The following is a 20,525-nucleotide window of genomic DNA, read 5'->3' as shown; positions in this document are numbered from 1 at the left end:
GCAAATCGAACAGAAGTCAACGGAATGGAGGGCGCGAGCAGTCATGACCACAAGGAGACGAACATTTCTTGCGGCGGCCACAGCGGCCAGTGGGCTGGTCGTGAGCGGTACGGCCATGGGGGACGCAGCGGCGTCGGGACGCGAGGAGGGCGGTGTGCGGGCACCGGAGAAGGAGCACTTCGGCACGCTTGAGGACGGTACGGCCGTCGAGCGCTGGACGCTGGGGAACGGCGGGTTGCGGCTGCGGGTCCTCTCCTACGGTGGTGTCGTCCAGTCGCTGGAGGTCCCCGACCGGCACGGTCGGCACGCGAACGTCTCCCTCGGCTTCTCCGACCTGAGCTCCTACGTCGCGGACTCTCCCTACTTCGGGGCGCTCATCGGCCGGTACGGCAACCGCATCGCCCGGGGCCGCTTCTCCCTCGACGGGAAGACGTACCATCTGCCGGTCAACGACGGCCCCAACAGCCTGCACGGAGGCACGAAGGGTTTCGACAAACACGTCTGGCACGTGGAGCCCTTCACCCGGCGCGGAGAGTGCGGGCTCTCCCTCACCCGTACCAGCCCGGACGGCGAGCAAGGATATCCGGGCACGCTGGAGGTGCGCGTGGACTACACGCTCACCTCGGACGGGGCCTTCCGGCTCGACTACACGGCTACGGCGGACACCGCGACCGTCGTCAACCTCACCAACCACACCTACTTCAACCTTGCGGGCGAGGGCAGCGGAGACGTCTACGGGCACGAACTGCGACTCGACGCCGCCCGCTACACACCGGTCGACTCCACCCTCATCCCCACCGGAGAACTGGCGCGGGTGGCCGGTACACCTTTCGACTTCCGGCGAGCCAAGGCGATCGGCGAGGATCTGCGCACGCCGCACCAGCAGATCCTCTACGGGCTCGGGTACGACCACAACTTCGTGCTGGACAAGGGCGCCACCCGCCGGCCGGAGCATGCCGCCACGGTGCGTGAACCGCGCAGCGGGCGCGTCATGCGGGTGGCCACGACCCAGCCCGGCGTGCAGTTCTACAGCGGCAACCAGCTCGGCAGCACCTTCGCGGGCACCTCGGGTTCGGTCTACCGGCAAGGGGACGGGTTCGCCATGGAGACCCAGCACTTCCCCGACTCCCCGAACCAGCCCGCTTTTCCTTCCACGGTCCTGCGGCCCGGCCGAACCCACCGCAGCACGACGCTCTACGCCTTCGGCACGGACTGACGGACCGCCGGCCCGCCCCCTGTTGGGCGGTCGAGTTGTCGGGCGGTCGAACCCCAGGTGGAAGCGGCGCCCACCGGTCCGGCCCGCGGGGCGTCCCCGACCACCTGGAGCGGGGCCCCGGCAGCGCGGAGGGGCGGTGCCGGGAGGGGGCGGCCCGGAACAACGCGTAAGAGGGGTCGGTGCGGGCATGGTGGTGGCATGACGACGACGCTCGGTGCCTTTGTCCTCGGCTCTCCCGATCCGCCCGCACTGGCCGACTTCTACCGGGCACTCCTGGGGTGGGAGGAGGTCGACCGCGAGCCGGACTGGGTCCGCCTGCGGGCGCCGGAGCGTGAGCGTCCCGGCCTCAGCTTCCAGCTGGAGACCGAGCACACGCCTCCGGTGTGGCCGCAGGGCCCTGGCACCCAGCAGATGCAGGCGCACCTGGACCTCCAGGTCGATGACCTGGAGGCGGAGACCGAGCGTGCCTGTGCCCTCGGGGCCACGCTGGAGGCGTACCAGCCGCAGGACGACGTACGCGTTCTCCGGGATCCGCACGGACACCCTTTCTGCCTCTTCCTGGAGGGCGCGTGACCGGCCCGGCGAGCCGACTGCGCCCATGCGCGGGCCGCTCGGCCGGCAGGGCCTGAGTCAACTTCCCGTGCACCCGGCCCCCTTGAGGGTGAGGCGGGAATGACGGCCCCTCCCGCGGGCCGGCGGTCGGCGGAACCGAGGTCCTGGCTGGTCCCGGGCGGGGACTTTCCGCAGGTGGAAGCGGAGATGCCGCTGAGGGCCCGGCGGAGGGGAAGCCGAGTCCTGCGGCGTCGGCGCTCCGCCCCGAGGCAGGAGTGGCCGGCGACCGGGGCTCCGTCGGAATACGCCGGACGCCCGTCTTTCCCGCCGTCTACTGTCGGACCGCCGCGCTGCCTGTCGCGGTCACGTGAGGAGGAACTCTGTGACATCGTCCTGTGACCCCCAGCATGCTTCCGCCGGCGACGTGGGCGCGGCGCTCATGATGGTCGACTCGCGGCTCAAGAGTATTCACGAGAGCAACGGCGAGGTCACCCCTGAACAGCAGGCGCTGAGCGACCAACTCGTCGCGTCGATGGGACGCAGGGGCGTCCAGGACGTGCTGGACGGCGTGTGCACGCTCATCTACATGTTCATGCGGTGGCTGCGGGAGGCTCACGAGGACCACGGCAAGGACGTCATCGAGTACGTGGTGCCCAACCTCGTGGCCACGTTGCGCATGATGCCCAAGAGCATCCCCCGCGAGGTCATCCCCACCATGGCCGGTCTCGTCATCGCCGCGGGCACCGGACTGAGCCCCAACCTGTGGCGTATGCAGTACGGGGACTGGACCAAGGAGGAGCTGACTCCCCTGGAGGCCACGGCTTTTCTGCTCGCGGAACACATCAACCGCATCACCGAGGACCCCGACTTCGCCACCCGCATGATCACCGACGCCCTGGCCAGGACGGACGAGGACTGACGGGCCCCGACTACGGTGACTCCCTTGCCGCCCGCCACCACCGGGGAGCAGAGCGGGTGGGCACAGCCCTCGCAGCAGGTCGGCCCATGAGGGGCCGTCACCGTGGCGTGCATCGGCCCGAGGTGGCCGCGGCAGCGAGGGCTCACGCGCCGTGAGCGGTAAGCCGTATAAACATCGGTGCACCTGTCAGAAATGCCACACCGAGCGGTCGGTCTCGCCGCGTGGAACAGTCGCGTGTATGGGGCAGTAGTGTCCCGAGGCAACCATCGCGGGCAGAACGAGGTGCATATGTGCGGAATCACTGGCTGGGTCTCCTACCGGCGTGACCTGACGGCGCATCGGCAAGAGCTCGACGCCATGACCGAGACCATGTCGTGCCGCGGCCCTGACGCCGCAGGCGTGTGGCTCGCGCCCCACGCGGCCCTGGGCCACCGACGGCTCGCCGTCATCGACCTGCCCGGTGGCGCCCAGCCGATGACCGTGGAGACGCCGGACGGCGCGGTCAGCATGGTCTACTCGGGCGAGGCGTACAACTTCACCGAGCTCCGTGCGGAACTGCGCCGCGCAGGACAGCGGTTCGACACCGACTCGGACCCCGAGGTCGTCCTCCGGGGCTACCTCGTCTGGGGCGAGCAGCTCGTGGAGCATCTGAACGGTATGTACTCCTTCGCGATCTGGGACGCCCGCAGCGAGCGGCTCGTCATGATCCGCGACCGCATGGGCATCAAGCCGTTCTACTACTACGAGACCGAGGACGGCGTCATATTCGGCTCGGAGCCCAAGGCGATCCTCGCCAACTCCACCGTCGACCCGGTGGTCGGAGCCGACGGCCTGCGGGAGCTCTTCGCCGGGGTGAAGACACCCGGCGCCGCCGTGTGGGAGGGCATGCGGGAGGTCCGCCCGGGCGAGATCATCCTCCTCGACCGCGGGGGACTGCGCCGCCGCACCTACTGGAAGCTGCGCTCCGAACCCCACACGGACAGCCGCGAGGAGACCGTCGCGCACGTCCGCGAACTCCTGGACGACATCGTCCAGCGGCAGCTCGTGGCGGACGTGCCCCGCTGCACGCTGCTCTCCGGCGGCCTGGACTCCTCGGCGCTCACCGCGCTCTCCCAGATCCACCTCGCGCCCCAGGGCGAGACCGTCCGCAGCTTCGCCGTCGACTTCCCCGACCAGGACAAGTACTTCCAGGCCATCGACGTCGCGCCGACCCAGGACACGCCGTACGTCCACGCCGTCGCCGAACACGTCGCCAGCGATCACCAGGACATCATCCTGGACGGGGCCGCGCTCTCCGCCCCGGAGGTCCGCCGGGCCGCCGTGGGCGCCCGCGACCTGCCGGTGGGCATCGGTGACCGTGACAACTCCCTCTACCTGCTGTTCGCCGCGGTCCGCCGCTATTCGACCGTGGCGCTGTCCGGAGAGTCCGCCGACGAGGTCTTCGGCGGCTACCCGTGGTTCCACGACGAGCGCCAGTGGGCCGAGACCTTTCCCTGGCTGGCGGGGCAGCACGCGCTGACCGATCCCAACGGTTGGGTCGCCGACGATCTCAAACCCGTGCTCGGCGTAGGGGACTTCATTGCGGAGAGCTACCGGTCGGCTGTCGCGGAGACCCCCGCGCTGGACGGCGAGACCGGCCTGGACCAGCGGATGCGGGTGGTCAGCTACCTGCACCTGAGCCGCATGGTGCAGACCCTGCTGGACCGCAAGGACCGGATGAGCATGGCCGTGGGCCTGGAGGTCCGCGTCCCGTTCTGCGACCACCGCCTGGTGCAGTACGTCTTCAACGCCCCCTGGTCCCTCAAGACGTTCGACGGGCGCGAGAAGAGCCTGTTGCGCGCCGCGACCCGTGAGGTCCTTCCGGAGTCGGTGGCCAACCGGAAGAAGAGCGGTTATCCGGGCACCTTCGATCCCAGCTACGTGGCGGCCATCCAGTCCCAGGCGGCCGACCTGCTGCGCACCGGCCACCCGGCGGTCGACCTGGTCAGCCGGGACGGCCTCACCGTGGCCACCACCAGCCCCACCGCCGACCTGTCGCAGCACCAGCGGATGCTGCTGGAACGCGTCCTCGATCTCGGGGCGTGGTTCGACATCCACCACCCCACCGTCAAGCTCTGACACCGTGCGGCTCGGCATCGGGCCCCGATGCCGAGCCGGTGCAGGTCGACGGCACCGGCACCGGCTTCCCCCGGCAGCCGGTGCCGGCTCGCGAACACGCGCCCCGTACGGCCCCCTCACCGCCGGGTATCCGCGTCTTCCCCCGCCGGACGACGGCGCGTGCCCGGCCCCGACTCCGCGGCGACCTGGCCCACCAGCACGTACACCCCGGCGCCCAAGATGTCACCGAGGATGAAGAAGTACAGGAGCGTGGTGGTGAGGGCCTGGCGCAGCGGGCTGGAGCGGTCCGCCGCTGGATCGGGGACGTCTTCCATGGAACACCTGTGCCCCGCTCCGGTCACGGACACCACGCGACGCCCCCACCGGAGTGGCCCGATCCGTTCGGGGGTCCACCGGGCGGTCGGCGCGAACGGGAAGCGCCTTTTCTCACGCGCGGCTTCCGCCGGGGGCGCTCGCCTGCTGCCGGGCGCCTCGTCGACGCCCGCTGCGGTAGCTGCGCGCCGGTGGGCCTTGGCTGCTGCCGCTTCCGCTGCCTAATCTGAAGCGTTGCATCGGGGGGAGGTTCACCATGGACAGCATCATCGTGGTCCCGCCGGGAAGCGCGGAGGGGGAGGAACAGGTCCGGCTCACGCCGGGGCAGCAGATGTACTTCGGGCGGGCACAGCGGCACGCCGACGCCTCAAAGCCCGCTGTGAGGCGACTGGCCCTCGGCGACGAAGCCGTGTCCCGGACGGCCGGGTATGTGACGGCTTGTGCGTCCTTCTGGATGCTCAGCAACCTCAGCGGACACCACACCTACGTCGTCGAGAACCCGGAGGGCGCCGGCGAGCACGTCAAGGTCGCGCCCGGACGGCTGGAGGCGCCGGTGCCTTTCGAGTTCTCCAGGGTGGTGCTGCCCGCGCGGGAGGGGGTGGCCACGTTCGACGTGTGGGCGCCGCGCCACCTCTACCGATCGGGGACGCGCGCGGACGGTGAGGGGCAGACCACGGCGCTCGCCTTCTCGCTGGACCGCAGCAGGCGCTACTTTCTCGTCCTCACCGCGTTGTGCGAACCACGGCTGCGCGGCGCGACGTTGGCGCCCCTGCCCACCACCACGCAGATGATGGAGCGCATGCGGCCGAGCTGGCCAGGGGTCAACCGGGCGTCCGTGCAGTGGAACATCGACTACCTGGCGGTCAAGCTCGGGCTGAAGCCGGCCCGGAGCGACGCGGAGTGCGGTGACCGCCTGCACGGCAAGAAGGAGAAGCTGGCCTCGCTCGCCCTGCGCTTCGACCTGGTGAACGAGACCGACCTCGAACTGCTGAGTACGGCCACGGTGGCGGCCGGGCCTCCGACCCTGCTGCGGTGAACCGTTCGGGACCGCTTTCGGTCGTCGTGCCGTTCGGGTACCGGGTGGGGCGCTGGGAAGTGCTGCACCCGCTCGCCTCCGGCGCGTTCTCCAGCGTCTACGCGGCCAGGGACACGGAGGGGCCCGAAGCGGCGGGAGGCACCGTCCAGGCCGAGCGCACTGCCGGGGCGCAGAGCAGCGTCGAGGCGGAGGGCATCAGGGCCGCCGGTCACACGGTCCCGGCGACCGCTGCTTTGAAGTTCGTGGCCACCGGGACCCACACTCCGCGACAGCTGAGGCACCTTCAGGAGCTCTCGGAGCGCGAGCAGCGCCTGCACAGGAAACTGCGCCACCCCCGCCTCGTGCGGATGTACGAAGCACACACCGTGGACGATGCGGACCGCCCGGAGCTGGACGGCTGCAGCGTCCTGGTGTTCGAGCAGGCCGAGAGCTCACTGGACGCGCTGCTGCACCTGAAGAACCTGGTGAGCCCGGGAGGCGCCCTGCCGGGGGCGGGGCGAATTCTGGCCCATGTCTCCGAGGGGCTGGCGCATCTGCACGCGGCAGGCTGGGTGCACGGCGATCTCAAGCCGGGGAACGTGCTGCTGTTCGACGGCGGTGACGCCCGGCTCGCCGACTTCAACCTTGCCGCCGAGTTGGAAGGCACGCACGCCTACGCGCCGGCCTTCTCGACCCTCGACTACACGCCCCCCGAGCTGTTCTGGCCGGAGACCGGCGCACGCGGCATCCACGTGCGCCAGACCGCCGACGTGTGGGCCTTCGGCGTCCTCGCCTGCCTGCTGCTGACCGGCGCACCCCCCTTCCCCGGCGGTACGCCGAGTCTCCGTCGCGACGCCGTGCTGCGCTACGTCTCGGGGAACGCACCGCTGTCGCTCTCGTCGCGGCTGCCACACGTCTGGCGCGAGCTGATCGCCGACTGCCTCGCCCCGACACACGAGGCACGCGCCCAGCACACCAGCGCCTCGCTGGTGGCCAGGGTGGCCTCGGCTGCCGAGCCGGGTCGAGATGCGGAGGCGCCGAGGGCAGGTCCGGATGACGAGCCGGACAGCAGGAACAGGCCCCCGAAACGGGGGCGGCGCACCACCCTTGTCGGGACCCTGGCGCTGCTGTGCGGGCTCGGGCTGGGCATCGGCTGGAGCCTGCTCCAACCACCTGCGAAGAACAGCGGCTACGGCTACGCCCGCTGTCCTGCAGGCCATGTCTGCTTCTTCAGCGAAGAGAACGGCAACGGCGACATCTGCCGCTACCGGAAGAACGACAGCGACTGGCCGAAGAACGGCCACTGCGCCTGGACCCGTAGCAGACCCATCGCCTCCCTGTTCAACAACGGAGACGAGGACAACCCTTACTACAAGGTCGAGTTCTACTTGCGGCCCCACTACGAACAGCGGGTGGGATGCACCAGCATCAATCAACAGGGCAACCTCGCCGGTACCTACCGGGTGGGCTCTCACCGATGGGTCCGGGACTGCTGAGCACACCTCGACGGTGCAGCTCCCTTCGGATCCGTCCACTGCACCGATGAGACCTTCGAGGCAACCTCACAGGTGCGAGGTGGTCTGCCGGCAGGCGTGTTGCTTGGGTGGAACTCATGGTATTCACTGCGCAACTGCGCACACGGTTCCCGCTGTTGGCCGTTGCCGTGGCGGCTGCCCTCACCCTGCTCGCCTGCGCGCCGCCGCGTCGGGCAACGGGACCGGCCCCGACGACGGGGCTGTCGGCAGCCCGTGCGGAGCGTGCACCCGTGACCGCACTGAAAGTGTTGCAGGTCAACCTCTGCCGGAGCGGCAAAGCCAGGGGCTGCTGGCATGAGGGCGGCGTCGGCGACCCGGGCTCCTCGCTGTACGCGCTGGTCGAGAAGGTGCGCGACCTGCAACAGGAGAAGGATGCCCAGGGGAGGCCCGAGACGCCGGACTTCATCACCATCGACGAAGGGTGCTCGAAAGACATCGGGATCACCTCGGATGTCGGGAACACGGTGCTCCACCAGCTCCAGGAGGAGCTCGGGCTCACCTACCAGCGGGCCTGGCAGGCCTCGGGGTACACGAGGTCGGCGGGCGACCCTCCGGCGAAGTACCAGTGCGTCCGCGGCCCCGACGACCACACCCCCGAGCGTGGCACCTACGGCATCGGCATCCTGTCGCTGACGAAAACCGTCGGCGTCAAGGGCGACGTCACGCGTGGCGTCTACCCGACGAGTGCGCAGCAGAAGGACGTGAGCGAGCGGAACGACGGGAACGGCAAGTATCACGTCTCGGAACTGCGGCCCTACATGTGCGCGGAGTACCCTGCAGCCACCGCCTGCGTCACTCATCTGACCGTGGACCAGGACGAGTACGACGGCGCGGCGGACGTTCCCGCGGTGCAGCAGGAAGCCCGCAGGGCTCAGCAGGCACAGTGCGCCCTGCTCAAGGAGCGGCTTGCAGGTGCGGGCGACGTGCGGGCCACGGTCTTCGGCGGTGACCTCAACCTGTCCTATCCGGACGCCGACCACGACATCGACGCCCAGGACTGCGTGCCGAGCGGCTTCACCCGGAAGGGAGACCGCAGCGTGCAGCACATCATGGCCTCCCCTCGGTTCGACTTCGAGAGCGTGTCGGGCGGTGACCTCGGCGGCACCGACCATCCGGCTCTGCTGGGCCGGATGAGCAGGTAAGCAGCGCGTGCCATGTGGCACACGGGGCATGTGGCGAGCAACGGGGCCTCGGCTGACGACGGTTGAGGTCTCGTCCCCACGCGGCCGTGCGCGGGGGCGCGGGGCCCGGGCAGGGGCCACCGCCTCCACTGGATCCGCCTCCCGCCGCCTCCGGTGGGGCCCGCCCGGCCTCTTGACAGCGGTCGCCCCTCGACGGTCGCCTAGGCCACTGCGGCTCGTGAGCGCGTCAGGCGGTACAAGCGCGAAGGGGCGGCGTCGCGGGACAAACGGGGCACGGGGAGGAAGAAGGCCATGCTGCGGGTGCACTTCACGGCCGAGGATCTGGCACGGGTGCGGGTCTCGGCGGGGCCCGACTATCTGTGGGAGATCAGCAACAGCGTGCAGACACTGCAACGCACCGACGGCACACGGGTGTTCGGCGAATGGCGCCGCTGGGCGCGGCCCCGGCTGCCGGAGAGCTGCGGTCTCCTCTCGCCTCTCCTGCCGCCGCACGGCTGTTCGCCGGACTTTCTCACCCCCGCATGCGGCGACCGCGAGTCGCTCCCGGCGGCCGTCGACGCGCTCGTCCGGACACCTCGCCCGCGGCTGCGCGCCGACCTGCAGCGCGTGGCGGCCTCGCGGCGGCTCCCGGAGTGGACGACTTCGCTGGCCGACGGCGACAGCGGCGCACTGCGGCAGTTGGCGCAGGTGCTGCACGCGTACCACCAGGAGGTGCTGGCTCCCTTCTGGCAGCGGGTGCACGCGCACATCGACGCCGACCGCGCCCTGCGGGTGCACGGCCTCCTCGACGGTGCCGTCGACGGGCTGCTGGCCGGTCTCGGGCCCCGGTTCCGGTGGCGTCCGCCCGTCCTGGAGGCCGACTACCCCGTCGAGCACGAGCTGCGGTTGAACGGCCGGGGGCTTCTCCTCCAGCCCTCGTTCTTCTGCTGGCCCACCCCCGTCACGCTGTCGGACGGCGCGCTTCCACCCGTCCTGGTGTACCCGATCGACCACGAGAGCGGGTGGTCCCGTCCGGGGGCGCCCGGCCGTCCAGGCGGTGGCGCCGCCCTGGGACAGCTCATCGGACACACGCGCGCCGCTGTTCTGAGCGCCGCCGGCACGGGCGCCTCCACGGTGGAGCTGGCCCGCCTGCTGGGGGTCACGCACCCGGCCGTCAGCCAGCACGTGAAGGTGCTGCGCGCTGCGGGCCTGGTCACGACGGCGCGCCGGGCGGGGCGGGCTCTCCATGTCACGACATCCGAGGGCCGGGCTCTGCTGCGCAGCGGTGAGCGCGGTGGGGGAGCGGCGTAAGTCTGGGCTTTCATCCGTTGCCGCTGTCATGCCCATGCGAGGAGTCTGTTCGGGCTGTCGTGCACCTGTCCCCCCACCACGTCGTGTCCCGGCAGCACGCCCCGTCACGCGGCGTCGGCACGCGAGGTAGGTGCGGACGCCCGCGGACGAGGCGAGGACGCGACGACGACCCCATGAAGGAGCTGGCGTTGCGCACCCATCTCACCCGCCCCGCCGTCCTGGCCGCCTCTCTCGTCGCCGCGGGAACCCTGCTCGCCGTACCCGGCGTGGCCCAGGCGTCGTCCACCTCTCCCACGTCCGCGTCCGGCACCGCCGCGTCCGGTTCCGCCGTGGGGAAGAGCGGCCACGGCCTGAAGCAGTTCCAGGAACGGCACGGGCTGGCTCGTACCGGCTCGGTCGACAGAGCCACCGCCAAGGCCCTCGACCGGGCCTCCGACACCGAGCTGCACCAGACCTTCCGGACAGCCGCCGACCTCGGCCCGGAGGAGCTGGCCAACGCCCGTACCGTCATCGGCGTCGGGAAGGGCGCGGGCATCCCCGAGCAGGGGCAGGTCATCGCGTTGATGACGGCCATGCAGGAGTCGAAGTTCGTCAACTACCTGACGCCGGTGGACCACGACTCCCTCGGCATCTTCCAGCAGCGCCCCAGCACCGGATGGGGCACTCCGGAACAGATCACCGATGTGCCTACCTCGTCCAAGTCCTTCTACGGAGTGGCCGACTTCGGCACCAACCCGGGACTGATCCAGATCGCCGGCTGGGAGACCATGCCGCCCGGCGATGTCTGCCAGGCCGTCCAGGGCTCGGCGTACCCCGACCGTTACGCGCAGTGGGAGCAGTTCGCCCGCGACCTGCTCGCGCAGGAGGGCCCGACGGTCCCGCCGATCCCCTGACCGAACAGCCCATGGCCGGGCGGCCCGGGCAGCAGCGGGCCGCTCCGGCAGTCGTCGCCCTGACAGGAGCATGACGCTGCGGGTGCCCGGCGCGTCGACTGCTGCCCGCGGTTGAGCGCCGTCGGGCCGTGCAGACGCAAGCCGTCCCAGGGCCGCAGGCAACGATGCGCCGGTCGTCCTTTCGCTGAATCGCCATTCGCCCGATGCTGGTGGGCGGATGGCGATTCTGTGTTGTCTTGCGCCACGGCGGCACAGCTTCCAGCGGGCCGGGTGCAGTACCCGGGTGGTGCCCGGGGGAGACGGCCGCCCTCATACGTGTATAGGCCAATGATATAAAGGCGGCGTGACTGAGCAACCGCTGCCGCGTCCGTGCCGCACGGCGCGGACCCCCGCGGGCCGGTCATCCGGACGCTCTTCCCCGTGCGTCGCCGCCGGCGCACGAGCGCACCTCGGCTACTGCCACGACCAGTGGGACCCTCTCCCGGATCCCCGCGCCATGACAGCCGTCCGATCTGTTACAGGCGTCGTCGGATGTCGCAGCTCGCGCACACCGATCAGCCCCCCGGCGCTCCGTCCCGGGCACCCTGCATGCGTACCCGGTGACCCCCGAGGCCCACAGGCCGCCGCGGGTTTCGAACGGCGCCGCCGTACCCGGACCGGCCACCGCCCCGCGCCGTGACCGGCGGCTCGCGGGCGCCCCGTCACTGACCCCGCCACTCCTCGCGTGCTCCGCGCCGCGCGGCCACGCCCTCGGCGACCGGGCACCGCCACACGGCCCGGACGCCCGCGCTGTCGCCCGCCGTCGGCAACCTTCGGCGGGCGCAGTTGCGCCGCTGTCCGGACAGAAATGCGGACGCACCGGCCAGATCGGGAGGTATGTACATGAGCAGCACGCCCGCCTACGACCCGGCCTCGTTCCGCGGCGTGTTCGAGCAGCGGTTCACGTACTGGGCCGGGTTCAGCCGCAACACCCACCGCTGTGCCCGCGCTCGCGCGCTCTTCGACCCGGCCACCGGCCGCTCGTGGACGTACGCGGAACTGGGCGAGGAGGTGGAGCGGGTCGCCGCCGGGCTCGTCGCGGCCGGGGTCGGCGCCGGTGACCTGGTCGCCTACCAACTCTTCAACGGCCCGGAGTTCGTCTTGATGTACCTGGCGGCCCAGCGCATGGGTGCGGTCGGCTCGCCGGTCGATTTCCGGCTGGCTCCTGGCGAGACAGCGCACGTGCTGGACACCGGCAGACCGGCCGTCTTCGTGTTCGACACGGCGGTGGCCGAGCGCGCCGGGCAGGCGTTGGCGCTGGCCGCGCACCGCCCGGCGCTGGTCGTCCACGTCGACGCCGGCCAGGAGACCGGCCAGGAGAGGGGCCGGCCGCTGCCCGGCTCGGTGCCTTTCCCTGCGCTGGCTGCCCGCGGCTGCGGGCACCCGCCGCTGCCCGAACCGTCGGGCGGGATCTACGCGGAGACCACCCGCCTCTACACGTCGGGCACCACCGGGCTCCCCAAGGGCGTGCCGCTCAACAACGCCACCGAGGTGCTCTCCGCCCACGACGTGATCATGCACTTCCCGCTGTCGCCCCAGGACCGCACCCTCAACATGTCACCGTGGTTCCACCGAGGAGGGCTCTACTCGGGCGGACCCAACCCGGTCCTGTACGTGGGCGGCGAAGTGGTCCCGCTGCGCCACTTCGACGCCGACAGCGTGCTGGACCTGGTCGAGGAGCAGGGGCTGACCTTCCTCATCGGGGCGCCGGCCAACCTGGAGCGGCTCGCCGACGCGCAGGAGAGCCGCGCCCGCGACCTGTCGACGCTGCGCGGCATCGTCACCATGGGCGCGCCGCTGGACCGCGGGGCCTGCCTGCGCTACCAGTCGACGCTCACCCCGCAGATCTTCAACGGCTACGGCACCACCGAGGCGTTCTGGAACACCTTCCTGCGCCCCGCCGACCTTCCGGAGCACGCCGGAAGCGCCGGCCGGGCCTGCACCGACGACGACGTCGCGGTGGTGAAGGTGTACGAGGACCGCAGGGCCGCGCCCGACGACCTGGCCGCCAAGGACGGGACGGAGGCCGGCGAGGTCATCGTGCGCTCCGTGAAGTCCGCGTGCGCCTACACCGCACGCGCGGACGAGGAGGCGGAGAACTTCCGCGACGGGTGGCTCCACATCGGCGACCTCGCCACCTGGGACGAGGAGGAGTACGTGACGCTGATGGGGCGCCGCGACGACATGATCCTGACCGGCGGGGAGAACGTGCACCCCGTACAGGTGGAAGAGGTGCTGAGCCGGCACCCCGGTGTCGCCGACTGCGCGGTGGTCGGCGCTCCCGACCCCGAGTGGGGCCGGATGGTCACCGCGTATGTCGTACGCCGCGACTGCGAGGTGAGCGCTGCGGACCTGGACAAACACTGTCAGGCGCACCCGATGCTCGCCGCCTGCAAGCGCCCGCGCGCCTACCGCTTCACCGACGTACTGCCGGTGACCGCCACCGGCAAGAAGGTCCCCTACCAGGTCCGCGCCCAGGCGGCCGAGGAGGCGGCAGCCGGTTTGCTGGAGCGGATCCGGCCGAGCAGCGGATGAGGGGGAGGGGCGCCATGGCCCGCCAGGAACGCTGCGCTGCGCTGTGCTGGCGTCGTTGCTGCCATGACCGCCGGTGCAGCCGTCGCAGTCATCCGGCCGACGACGCAGGCAATTGACTGGCGGCGGCGGGCTCCGCTTCGACGTCGGCTGTCGCTTCGTCCAGGACTGCTGGGTACTCCCGCGGCGCTGAAGGTGCCGACCGGGGCCGCACCGTCCCATTCGTCTAACCGCTAAGATTTTCTCGCTGTCACGGACACCGAGGTGAGGGGGCGGTATGGCGGCGGGCAAGGCCGCGGGGCGGCGGGACGCGGTGGCGGGCATCGTCGAGGACTGGGCGCGCGAGCGGCCCGACCTGGACACGGCCCCGCTGGAGGTGCTCGCCCGGTTGCACCGTTCCTTTCTGCATTACAGCGCCCGGATGCAGCGTCCCATCGAGCGGCACGGGCTCTCCGTGGCCGGTTTCGACGTGCTGACGGCGCTGCGCCGGGCGGGCTCCCCCTACCGCCTGACGGCGGGGCAGTTGGCGGACTCCGGTCTGGTCTCCTCGGCAGGTGTGACACTGCGGATCGACCGGCTGGAGAAGGATGGACTGCTGGTGCGTGAGAGGGACGCCGACGACCGGCGGATCGTCTACTCCCGGCTGACGGACGCGGGGCTGGCGAAGGTGGACGAGGTGTTCGCCGAGCATCTGGACAACGAGCGCCGGATGCTCGGCGGTCTCACACCGGCCGAGCGCCGTCAGTTGGCCCGGCTGCTCTCCAAACTGGAACGCTCCCTGCTGGACGACGGCTCTGCCGGGACCGCCGAGGGCACCGGGACCGGCCCGGAGGTCTGAGACCCGGCCCGTGGTGCCGCCTGCTCCCTGGCCTGGCTCTGGTAGAGGCGGCGCAGCCGCACCACGCCCAGGTCGTGCTGGTAGAGATTCTCCCGCTGGTCGGCGTCGTGCGGCATGGCCTCCAGCATGAGCCTGTCCTGTTCCAGCACCTGCCAGTGCCGCTCCTCGATCAGCGTCCGGTACAGGAACCGCCAGGTGTCCCGCTGCCAGCCCGAGACCCGGCGGTAGCGCCAGAAGAAGACCCCGGTGCGTCCCGCGTCGACCGGGCAGGCCATCCCCACGATGCCGAACGGGCCGCCGGGCCCGGCCGAGGGCGGGTACGGGATGGACAGGTCGACCCAGTCGACACCGGTGCGGCACAGCTCGACCCAGTCGAAGTTGACGCCGCGCTGGTCGGTCTTTTCGAAGAAGTAGCCGCGCCCGGTCTCCCTGATGCGGAACTTCGCGGTGGTGTCGCCGTCGTACATGGTGTGCGAGTCGCGGTGCAGGAAGGCGCCGTGCATGGGGTCGAGCAGGTTCTCCATGGCGTACCGCCAGGGCACCTCCCACTCGGCGTAGCACAGGAAGGAGGAGATGTCCGGGTCCGTGAGCGGCTCGGGCAGGGTCAGCTCGCTCGGTTCCGGGTGGTTCTCGTCGCCGAAGTACGCGAGGATCGCGCCGCCGGTCTCCCGTACGGGCAGGGAGGTGACCAGCGTGCGGCCCTCCAGCGCGCAGCCGGGCAGCCCGGGGACGGAGGCGACGGTACCGGCCCCGTCGACCTCGACACCGTGGTACCAGCAGGCGATACGGTCGCCCAGGTGCCGGCCCAGGGAGAGCGGTGCTCCACGGTGCGGGCAGCGGTCGGCGAGCATGGCGAGGGTGCCGTCGGCGCGCCGGAACAACAGCCAGCTCTCGCCCAGGGCCGTCACCTTGCGCAGCCCGCCGGGCCGCACGAAGTGCGAGGGGACGACGGGGTGCCACTGGTTGCGCAGCCCGTTGGCGTAGATGTGTTCCGCGCTGGCGGCGGTGGACAGCGGGGTGTGCGGCATGGTCAGGCTCCCAGGCGGTGCATCTCGGCGGTGAAGGTCTCCTCGGTCCACGGCTGCCCGTCAGGGGTGTGGACCTGGCGGGCGTTGAGCCCGGCGACGACGTCGGCCAGCTCGTGTCCGTCCTGGGTGAAGACCTCCTCCAGAGTGCGGGCGAGTTTCGTCTCGTAGGGGGTGGGTTCGTGGGCGCGGGACTGGTGGACGTCCAAGGCGGGCCAGGGGTGCTCTGCGGTGCTCATGGGTGGTGGTCTCCTGTACGGGGTGGAGGCGGGCCGGGCACGGTTGCTCACAGGTCGAGGACGAGCCGGCCGGAGGCGCACCGCGAGACGCAGATCATCATCGTGGTGCTCGCGGCGCGTTCGGATTCGCTGAGGAGGAAGTCGCGGTGGTCAGGGGTGCCTTCGAGCACCCGCGTCTCGCATGTACCGCAGATGCCGTCGCGGCACGAGCTGGCCACAGGCAGCCCCGCGGCCTCGGCGGCGTCGAGGACGGAGGTGTCCGGCGGGACGTCGAGAGTGACCCCGGAGGCGCGGCACTCGACCTCGAAGGCGTCCTCGTGCTCGTTCCGGGCGTCGGCCGGCCCGCCGGTCCCGGTCGGGGCGGCGAACCGCTCCAGGCGCAGTTGCGCCGCCGGGCAGGCCGCTTCGACGGCGGCCAGCAGCGGCTCGGGACCGCAGCAGTAGACCAGCGTGCCCGCGGACAGGTCCGCGAGGGCGGCCCGCAGATCGATGTGGCCGAGTTCGTCCTGGGGCACCCACTGCACGGTGCCACCCCGCAGGGCGGCCAGTTCCTCGCGGAACGCCATGGACAGCCGGCTGCGGCCACCGTGCACGAGGCGGTACGGCACGCCCAGGCGCTCGGCCTCGCGGGCCATGGGCAGCAGGGGGGTGATGCCTATGCCGCCGGCGAGGAAGACGTACGCCTCGGCCTCTTCCAGCGCGAAGTGGTTGCGCGGACCTGCCACCTCGACCGTCTGGCCAGGACGCAGCGTCGTGTGGATGTAGCGCGAACCGCCCCGGGAGTCGGGCTCGTCGAGGACACCGATCCGGTAGCGGCCGGTGTCGCGGGGGTCCGAGCACAAGGAGTACTGCCTGAGGTGTCCGCCGGCCGACACGTCCAGGTGGGCGCCGGGGGACCAGGGCGGGAGCGGCTTGCCCTCGGGGTGGACGAGTTCGAGGGAGAGGACGCCGTCGGCCTCCCAGGTCGTGCGGTGGACGAGCAGGACGAAGGGGGGAGCGGCGCCGTCCCGGGGCGCACCGGATCCGGGGTGGGTGGTCATGCGGGCTGCCTCCTCACGCGCCTGCGGCGGGGATCTTGACGGGTGGAGTGAAGGGCGTCTTCATGGGGCCGAGCGCCGCCAGGTCGACCTCCACGAGGGTGGGCCCGTGCGCCGCCACGGCCCGGTCGATGACGGGGGCGGCCTCGTCGGCGGCGGCGATCCGCGCGTACGGCAGACCACAGGCGGTGGCGAGCCCGGCGAAGTCGGGGGTGGCCAGGTCGACGCCGCTGCGGCGCTCGGCGTACGCGTCCTGCATGTTGCGCAGCACCCCGTAGCCACCGTCGTTGAACACGATGAGGGTCAGACGCGGGCGTTCCTGCGCCAATGTGAGCAATTCACCCAGATGGACGGCCAGTCCGCCGTCGCCCGCGATGACCACCGTGGGTTCGTCCGGGCGGGCCAGCGCGGCACCGATCCCCATGCCGAGGCCCTGGCCGATGCCGCCGCCGCGCGGAAAGACGTTGTCGCGCGGGTCGTGGACCTCCAGCAGCCGGTTGCCCCAGCTGGAGGAGGGGATGGTGACGTCGCGGGCGACGACGGCACGGCGGGGGAGCGCGGCCCGCAGCGCGTCGCAGACGGCGGCCTGCGGCCCGATGTTCTCGTGCAGCGCGGTACGTACCCGGGCGCGCACCTCGGTGACGCGTCCGGGCCAGCTCTCCTCGGTGCGCGGGGTGCCCGGCAGGGTCGCGGTCAGCGCGTCCAGCACGCGGGCCGCGTCGCCGTGCAGCGGGTGCGTCACCGGGTAGACGCGGCCGAGCGCGGCGGCGTCGGCGTCGATCTGGAGGTGGACGGCCGGCAGGGCCAGGGCGTAGTCGGCGGTCTCGTTGGAGCGGAAGTGGGTGCCGACGGTGAGGAGCAGATCGGCGTCGGCGAGCAGGGCGCGGGCCGCGGGTGCGGTGGCGAAGTTGCCGACCACCCGCGGATGGTCCTCGGGCACGGCACCGCGCCCGGAGTTGGACGTCAGCAGCCCGGCACCGGTCGCCTCCAGCAGGACGCCCAGCGCGTCACCGGCCCGGGTCGCGCCGCCGCCCGCCCACACCAGGGGCCGGCGGGCGGCGGCCAGGGCGTCGGCAGCGGCGTCCAGCGCGCTGTCGCCGGGGTGCGGCAGCGCGGCCGGCCGGGGCGGCCGGCTCCGGTCGGTCTGCGGCGCGTACTGCAGGTCGACGGGCCACTCGACGCTGGCCGGGCCTCCGGGGATGGCCAGCGCCGCGGCGGCTGCGGCGCGCAGTACCGCACCGGACTCGTGGGCGGAGCCGATCGTGGCCGCGTGGGCCGAGACCGCTCTGAGCATGCCGAGTTGGTCCTTGGTCTCGTGGATGAAGCCGCGCCCGCCACCCAGGTGGGCGCTGTCGATCTGCCCGGTGACGTGCAGCACGGCTGTGCCCGCGCTGAGGGACTCGATGAGCGAGCCGGCGGCGTTGCCCGCGCCGGTGCCGGTGGAGGTCAGGGCGCAGCCGATACCGCCGCGCGCACGTCCCCAGGCGTCGGCGGCGTTGACGGCGCTCGCCTCGTGCCGTACGGGAACGAACCGCAGCTCGCGGTCGACGGCCTCGACGAGCGGCAGGTTGTGCACGCTGACGATGCCGAAGACCACCTCGATGCCGAGTTCGCGTAGGACGGCGACGAGCAGGTCGCCTCCGTTGTCGTAACGCATGGGGGCCTCTTCTCGGAGGTCACAGGACGCCGCGGCCGATGCCGCCGCAGACGTCGATGCTGGTGCCGGTGATGTAGGAGGCGCGCGGGGAGAGCAGTGTGACGACGGCGAAGGCGACCTCGTCCGCGCTGCCGAGGCGGCCGAGCGCGATGCCCCGGTCGGCGGCGAGTTCGGCCTGCCATTCCGGGTAGCTCAGAGCGGAGTCCGCCGCGGCGTGCCGTCCGGCCCACTGGCCGGTGTCGATCAGCCCCAGGCACACGGAGTTGACCCGGATGCCTTCGGGGGCCAGTTCGCCCGACAGGGACTTGGAGAGGTTGAGGATGCCGGCGCGGGCGGCGCTGGTGGTGATCAACCGGGGCTCGGGCTGCTTGGCCAGCACGGCGTTGATGTTGACGACGCATCCGGCGTCCGAGTCCCGCAGGTGGCGCCGCGCGGCCCGCAGCGGGTTGAGCACCCCGGCGAACTTCAGCTCCAGCTCGTCCCGCCAGTCCTCGGCGCTCGTCTCGTCCAGTGCCTTCATCCGGGACCGCCCCGCGTTGTTGACGAGACCGTCGAGGCCGCCGAGTGCCTCCGCGGCGCGCTGCACGAAACGGTCGACCGCGTCCGCTTCCCTGACGTCGCACACGTCGGCGAACAGCTTGCCGGGCTCGCCGCCGAGCCGGTCGGTGGCGGCGGCCAGCCGGGCGGCGTCCCGGCCGCAGGTGGCGACCCGGGCACCCTCGGCGAGCAGGGTGCGGACCGTTGCCAGACCGACGCCCGAACTGCCGCCGGTGACCAGGTAGGCGCGATCGGCCAGACCGAGATCCATTGCGCGTGCTCCAGACAGGGTGAAGGGTGAAGGGGGACGGTGGGCGGACGGCGGCGGTCGGGCACCCGTCAGTGCATGGTGAAACCGCCGTTGACGGCGAGAAGTTGGCCCGTGATGTACCGGGACTCCTCGCTCAGCAGGAAGGACAGCAGCCCGGTGAGGTCCTCGGGCTGCTGGGGGCGGGAGATGGCGCGGCCGGCACGGTAGAGGCCGTGCCGCTCCTCGGGCACCGCCTCGGTCGCCTCGCACTCGGTGAGACCGGGGGCCAGCGCGTTGACGGTGATGCCGCGTTCGCCCAGCTCCCGTGCCATGGCCCGGGTGAGGGCGATCACGGCGCCCTTGGAGGCGATGTAGTGGGCCAGCCGGGGGGAGCCGTGCAGGGCGGCGTCGGAAGCGATGTTGACGACGCGTCCCGGCCCGCCGTGCGCCGTCAGCGGCCCGTACAGCGCCTTGGCGACGAGCCAGGGGCCGCGCGCGTTCACGGCGGTGAGCCGGTCCCACTCCGCGAGGTCGATGTCCTGGAACTCCTTGCCGCCCACACCGTTGGCCAAGGCTGCGTTGTTGACAAGGGCGTAGAGCGGGCCGAGGGCGGCGACGCGGTCGGCCATCGCGGTGACGGAGCCGGGGTCGGCGACGTCGCACGGGACGTACCGCGCCTCCAGCCCTTCCCCGCGCAGCCGGGCGGCGGTGGCGTCACCCCGCGCGGCGTCGGACTCGGCGACGACGACGCGGAACCCGTCCCGTGCCGCCCGGCGGGCCATGGCCTCCCCCAGGCCACGGCCCGCGCCGGTCACCACGACCGTGCGGACACGCGAGTGCCGGTCAGTCACGGGTGACGCCGTACAGCGGCGAATACGCGGGATAGGAGGGCACCTGCGGCTTCTGTGTGCCGATGATGACGCAGAACAGGGCGTCGGTGTCGCCCTCGTTCTTGAGGGAGCGGGTCACCCCGGCCGGCACGACGATCATGTCGCGGTACCCGAGGGTGCGGTACTCGGCCTCGTCGGCACCGCGGTGGATGCCGACCCGGACCTGGCCCTCCAGCACGAAGAACGCTTCCTCGACGTCGTGGTGGGTGTGCGCGGGCCCCTCGGCGCCGGGCGGCAGCAGCATGTTGGAGAAGGTGAACCCGCCGGAGGGCAGGATGCGGTTGTCGCCCTCGTGGTTGCCGGTGGCGCCGGAGCCGACGTAGCGGATCTGGGCCCGGCGGAACTGCTCTCCGGCCTTCTCCTGGAAGGCGAGCGTCTTCCAGTCTGGCTCGCGGGAGGCGCGGGTGGCGATGAGCGAGTCGGTGTAGGCGGCGAGGTCGCCGTTGTCGTCGTAGGCGGTGGTGGTCAGCGGCATGGTGCGGGCTTCCT

General features: G+C 71.7%; 18 protein-coding genes and 1 pseudogene. 11 read left to right on the top strand and 8 right to left on the bottom strand.

From position 1 onward, the window contains the following. The first annotated feature begins 43 nt into the window (after positions 1–43). The 4 genes from H297_RS0105370 (at position 44) to asnB (ending at position 4,805) form a co-directional block, all read left to right on the top strand. On the top strand, positions 44–1,216 hold the full coding sequence (locus H297_RS0105370; RefSeq protein WP_027736210.1) for an aldose epimerase family protein: 1,173 nt from the start codon (positions 44–46) through the stop codon (positions 1,214–1,216). Positions 1,217–1,414: 198 nt separating this feature from the next. After that, on the top strand, positions 1,415–1,789 hold the full coding sequence (locus tag H297_RS0105365) for a VOC family protein (protein ID WP_027736209.1): 375 nt from the start codon (positions 1,415–1,417) through the stop codon (positions 1,787–1,789). A gap of 361 nt (positions 1,790–2,150) precedes the next feature. Further along, the gene (locus H297_RS0105360) at positions 2,151–2,687 is read left to right on the top strand and encodes a hypothetical protein (protein ID WP_027736208.1); all 537 of its coding nucleotides are present in this window, start codon (positions 2,151–2,153) and stop codon (positions 2,685–2,687) included. A gap of 288 nt (positions 2,688–2,975) precedes the next feature. After that, positions 2,976–4,805, top strand: a complete 1,830-nt coding sequence (asnB, locus tag H297_RS0105355) for an asparagine synthase (glutamine-hydrolyzing) (RefSeq protein WP_027736207.1) — start codon at positions 2,976–2,978, stop codon at positions 4,803–4,805. A 167-nt stretch (positions 4,806–4,972) separates the two neighbouring features. On the opposite strand, the pseudogene H297_RS0105350 reads toward asnB, so the two are convergent. Continuing rightward, a pseudogene (locus H297_RS0105350) lies at positions 4,973–5,119 on the bottom strand (amino acid permease); the annotation flags it as partial. Positions 5,120–5,373: 254 nt separating this feature from the next. On the opposite strand from H297_RS0105350, the gene H297_RS0105345 reads away from it, so the two are divergent. The 7 genes from H297_RS0105345 to H297_RS41205 all read left to right on the top strand — a co-directional run bounded on the left by H297_RS0105345 (position 5,374) and on the right by H297_RS41205 (position 14,401). Continuing rightward, positions 5,374–6,153, top strand: a complete 780-nt coding sequence (locus H297_RS0105345) for a hypothetical protein (protein ID WP_027736205.1) — start codon at positions 5,374–5,376, stop codon at positions 6,151–6,153. Beyond that, the gene (locus tag H297_RS0105340) at positions 6,150–7,628 is read left to right on the top strand and encodes a serine/threonine-protein kinase (protein WP_027736204.1); all 1,479 of its coding nucleotides are present in this window, start codon (positions 6,150–6,152) and stop codon (positions 7,626–7,628) included. Before H297_RS0105345 ends, H297_RS0105340 begins: the two co-directional genes overlap by 4 nt. 269 nt (positions 7,629–7,897) lie before the next feature. After that, positions 7,898–8,809 carry a hypothetical protein gene (locus tag H297_RS0105335; protein WP_027736203.1) on the top strand — a complete coding sequence of 304 codons (912 nt, stop codon included), beginning with the start codon at positions 7,898–7,900 and terminating at the stop codon, positions 8,807–8,809. A gap of 291 nt (positions 8,810–9,100) precedes the next feature. Further along, positions 9,101–10,099, top strand: a complete 999-nt coding sequence (locus tag H297_RS0105330) for a winged helix-turn-helix domain-containing protein (RefSeq protein WP_027736202.1) — start codon at positions 9,101–9,103, stop codon at positions 10,097–10,099. Positions 10,100–10,287: 188 nt separating this feature from the next. After that, positions 10,288–10,992: a peptidoglycan-binding protein gene (locus H297_RS0105325; protein ID WP_027736201.1), complete on the top strand. Its 705-nt coding sequence runs from the start codon at positions 10,288–10,290 to the stop codon at positions 10,990–10,992. 882 nt (positions 10,993–11,874) lie between these two features. Next, positions 11,875–13,566, top strand: coding sequence for an AMP-binding protein (locus tag H297_RS0105320; RefSeq protein ID WP_027736200.1), 1,692 nt, complete (start codon positions 11,875–11,877; stop codon positions 13,564–13,566). 274 nt (positions 13,567–13,840) lie between these two features. Beyond that, on the top strand, positions 13,841–14,401 hold the full coding sequence (locus H297_RS41205) for a MarR family transcriptional regulator (RefSeq protein ID WP_078513762.1): 561 nt from the start codon (positions 13,841–13,843) through the stop codon (positions 14,399–14,401). On the opposite strand, the gene H297_RS34620 is transcribed toward H297_RS41205, so the two are convergent. The 7 genes from H297_RS34620 to H297_RS0105285 all read right to left on the bottom strand — a co-directional run bounded on the left by H297_RS34620 (position 14,305) and on the right by H297_RS0105285 (position 20,511). Continuing rightward, on the bottom strand, positions 14,305–15,429 hold the full coding sequence (locus H297_RS34620; RefSeq protein WP_078513761.1) for an aromatic ring-hydroxylating oxygenase subunit alpha: 1,125 nt from the start codon (positions 15,427–15,429) through the stop codon (positions 14,305–14,307). The genes H297_RS41205 and H297_RS34620 overlap by 97 nt on opposite strands. A gap of 2 nt (positions 15,430–15,431) precedes the next feature. Further along, entirely contained in the window at positions 15,432–15,665 is a 234-nt protein-coding gene (locus tag H297_RS0105310) for a recombinase-like helix-turn-helix domain-containing protein (RefSeq protein ID WP_027736199.1), read from the bottom strand. Positions 15,666–15,712: 47 nt separating this feature from the next. Beyond that, entirely contained in the window at positions 15,713–16,705 is a 993-nt protein-coding gene (locus H297_RS0105305) for a PDR/VanB family oxidoreductase (protein ID WP_051351553.1), read from the bottom strand. A 13-nt stretch (positions 16,706–16,718) separates the two neighbouring features. Next, positions 16,719–18,359 carry a thiamine pyrophosphate-binding protein gene (locus tag H297_RS0105300; RefSeq protein WP_027736197.1) on the bottom strand — a complete coding sequence of 547 codons (1,641 nt, stop codon included), beginning with the start codon at positions 18,357–18,359 and terminating at the stop codon, positions 16,719–16,721. A 19-nt stretch (positions 18,360–18,378) separates the two neighbouring features. Then, complete coding sequence (locus H297_RS0105295; protein ID WP_027736196.1) at positions 18,379–19,167, bottom strand: SDR family oxidoreductase; 789 nt, start codon at positions 19,165–19,167, stop codon at positions 18,379–18,381. A 68-nt stretch (positions 19,168–19,235) separates the two neighbouring features. Next, on the bottom strand, positions 19,236–19,997 hold the full coding sequence (locus tag H297_RS0105290; protein WP_027736195.1) for an SDR family oxidoreductase: 762 nt from the start codon (positions 19,995–19,997) through the stop codon (positions 19,236–19,238). Then, positions 19,990–20,511 carry a cupin domain-containing protein gene (locus tag H297_RS0105285; protein ID WP_027736194.1) on the bottom strand — a complete coding sequence of 174 codons (522 nt, stop codon included), beginning with the start codon at positions 20,509–20,511 and terminating at the stop codon, positions 19,990–19,992. The genes H297_RS0105290 and H297_RS0105285 overlap by 8 nt, the downstream gene beginning before the upstream one ends. Between the last annotated feature and the right edge of the window lie 14 nt (positions 20,512–20,525).

The organism is Streptomyces sp. CNT360 (assembly GCF_000424785.1).
The sequence above is the reverse complement of the archived record's forward strand: the minus strand, read 5'-3'. Positions and strand labels throughout refer to the sequence as shown.

Bases quoted from the DNA above. Each gene is read 5' to 3' on its own strand.
- H297_RS0105285 (WP_027736194.1), bottom strand. From the start codon at position 20,511: ATGCCGCTGACCACCACCGCCTACGACGACAACGGCGACCTCGCCGCC.
- H297_RS0105330 (WP_027736202.1), top strand. From the start codon at position 9,101: ATGCTGCGGGTGCACTTCACGGCCGAGGATCTGGCACGGGTGCGGGTC.
- H297_RS0105345 (WP_027736205.1), top strand. From the start codon at position 5,374: ATGGACAGCATCATCGTGGTCCCGCCGGGAAGCGCGGAGGGGGAGGAA.
- H297_RS0105310 (WP_027736199.1), bottom strand. From the start codon at position 15,665: ATGAGCACCGCAGAGCACCCCTGGCCCGCCTTGGACGTCCACCAGTCC.
- H297_RS0105365 (WP_027736209.1), top strand. From the start codon at position 1,415: ATGACGACGACGCTCGGTGCCTTTGTCCTCGGCTCTCCCGATCCGCCC.
- H297_RS0105370 (WP_027736210.1), top strand. From the start codon at position 44: ATGACCACAAGGAGACGAACATTTCTTGCGGCGGCCACAGCGGCCAGT.
- H297_RS0105305 (WP_051351553.1), bottom strand. From the start codon at position 16,705: ATGACCACCCACCCCGGATCCGGTGCGCCCCGGGACGGCGCCGCTCCC.
- H297_RS0105295 (WP_027736196.1), bottom strand. From the start codon at position 19,167: ATGGATCTCGGTCTGGCCGATCGCGCCTACCTGGTCACCGGCGGCAGT.
- H297_RS34620 (WP_078513761.1), bottom strand. From the start codon at position 15,429: ATGCCGCACACCCCGCTGTCCACCGCCGCCAGCGCGGAACACATCTAC.
- asnB (WP_027736207.1), top strand. From the start codon at position 2,976: ATGTGCGGAATCACTGGCTGGGTCTCCTACCGGCGTGACCTGACGGCG.
- H297_RS41205 (WP_078513762.1), top strand. From the start codon at position 13,841: ATGGCGGCGGGCAAGGCCGCGGGGCGGCGGGACGCGGTGGCGGGCATC.
- H297_RS0105300 (WP_027736197.1), bottom strand. From the start codon at position 18,359: ATGCGTTACGACAACGGAGGCGACCTGCTCGTCGCCGTCCTACGCGAA.
- H297_RS0105320 (WP_027736200.1), top strand. From the start codon at position 11,875: ATGAGCAGCACGCCCGCCTACGACCCGGCCTCGTTCCGCGGCGTGTTC.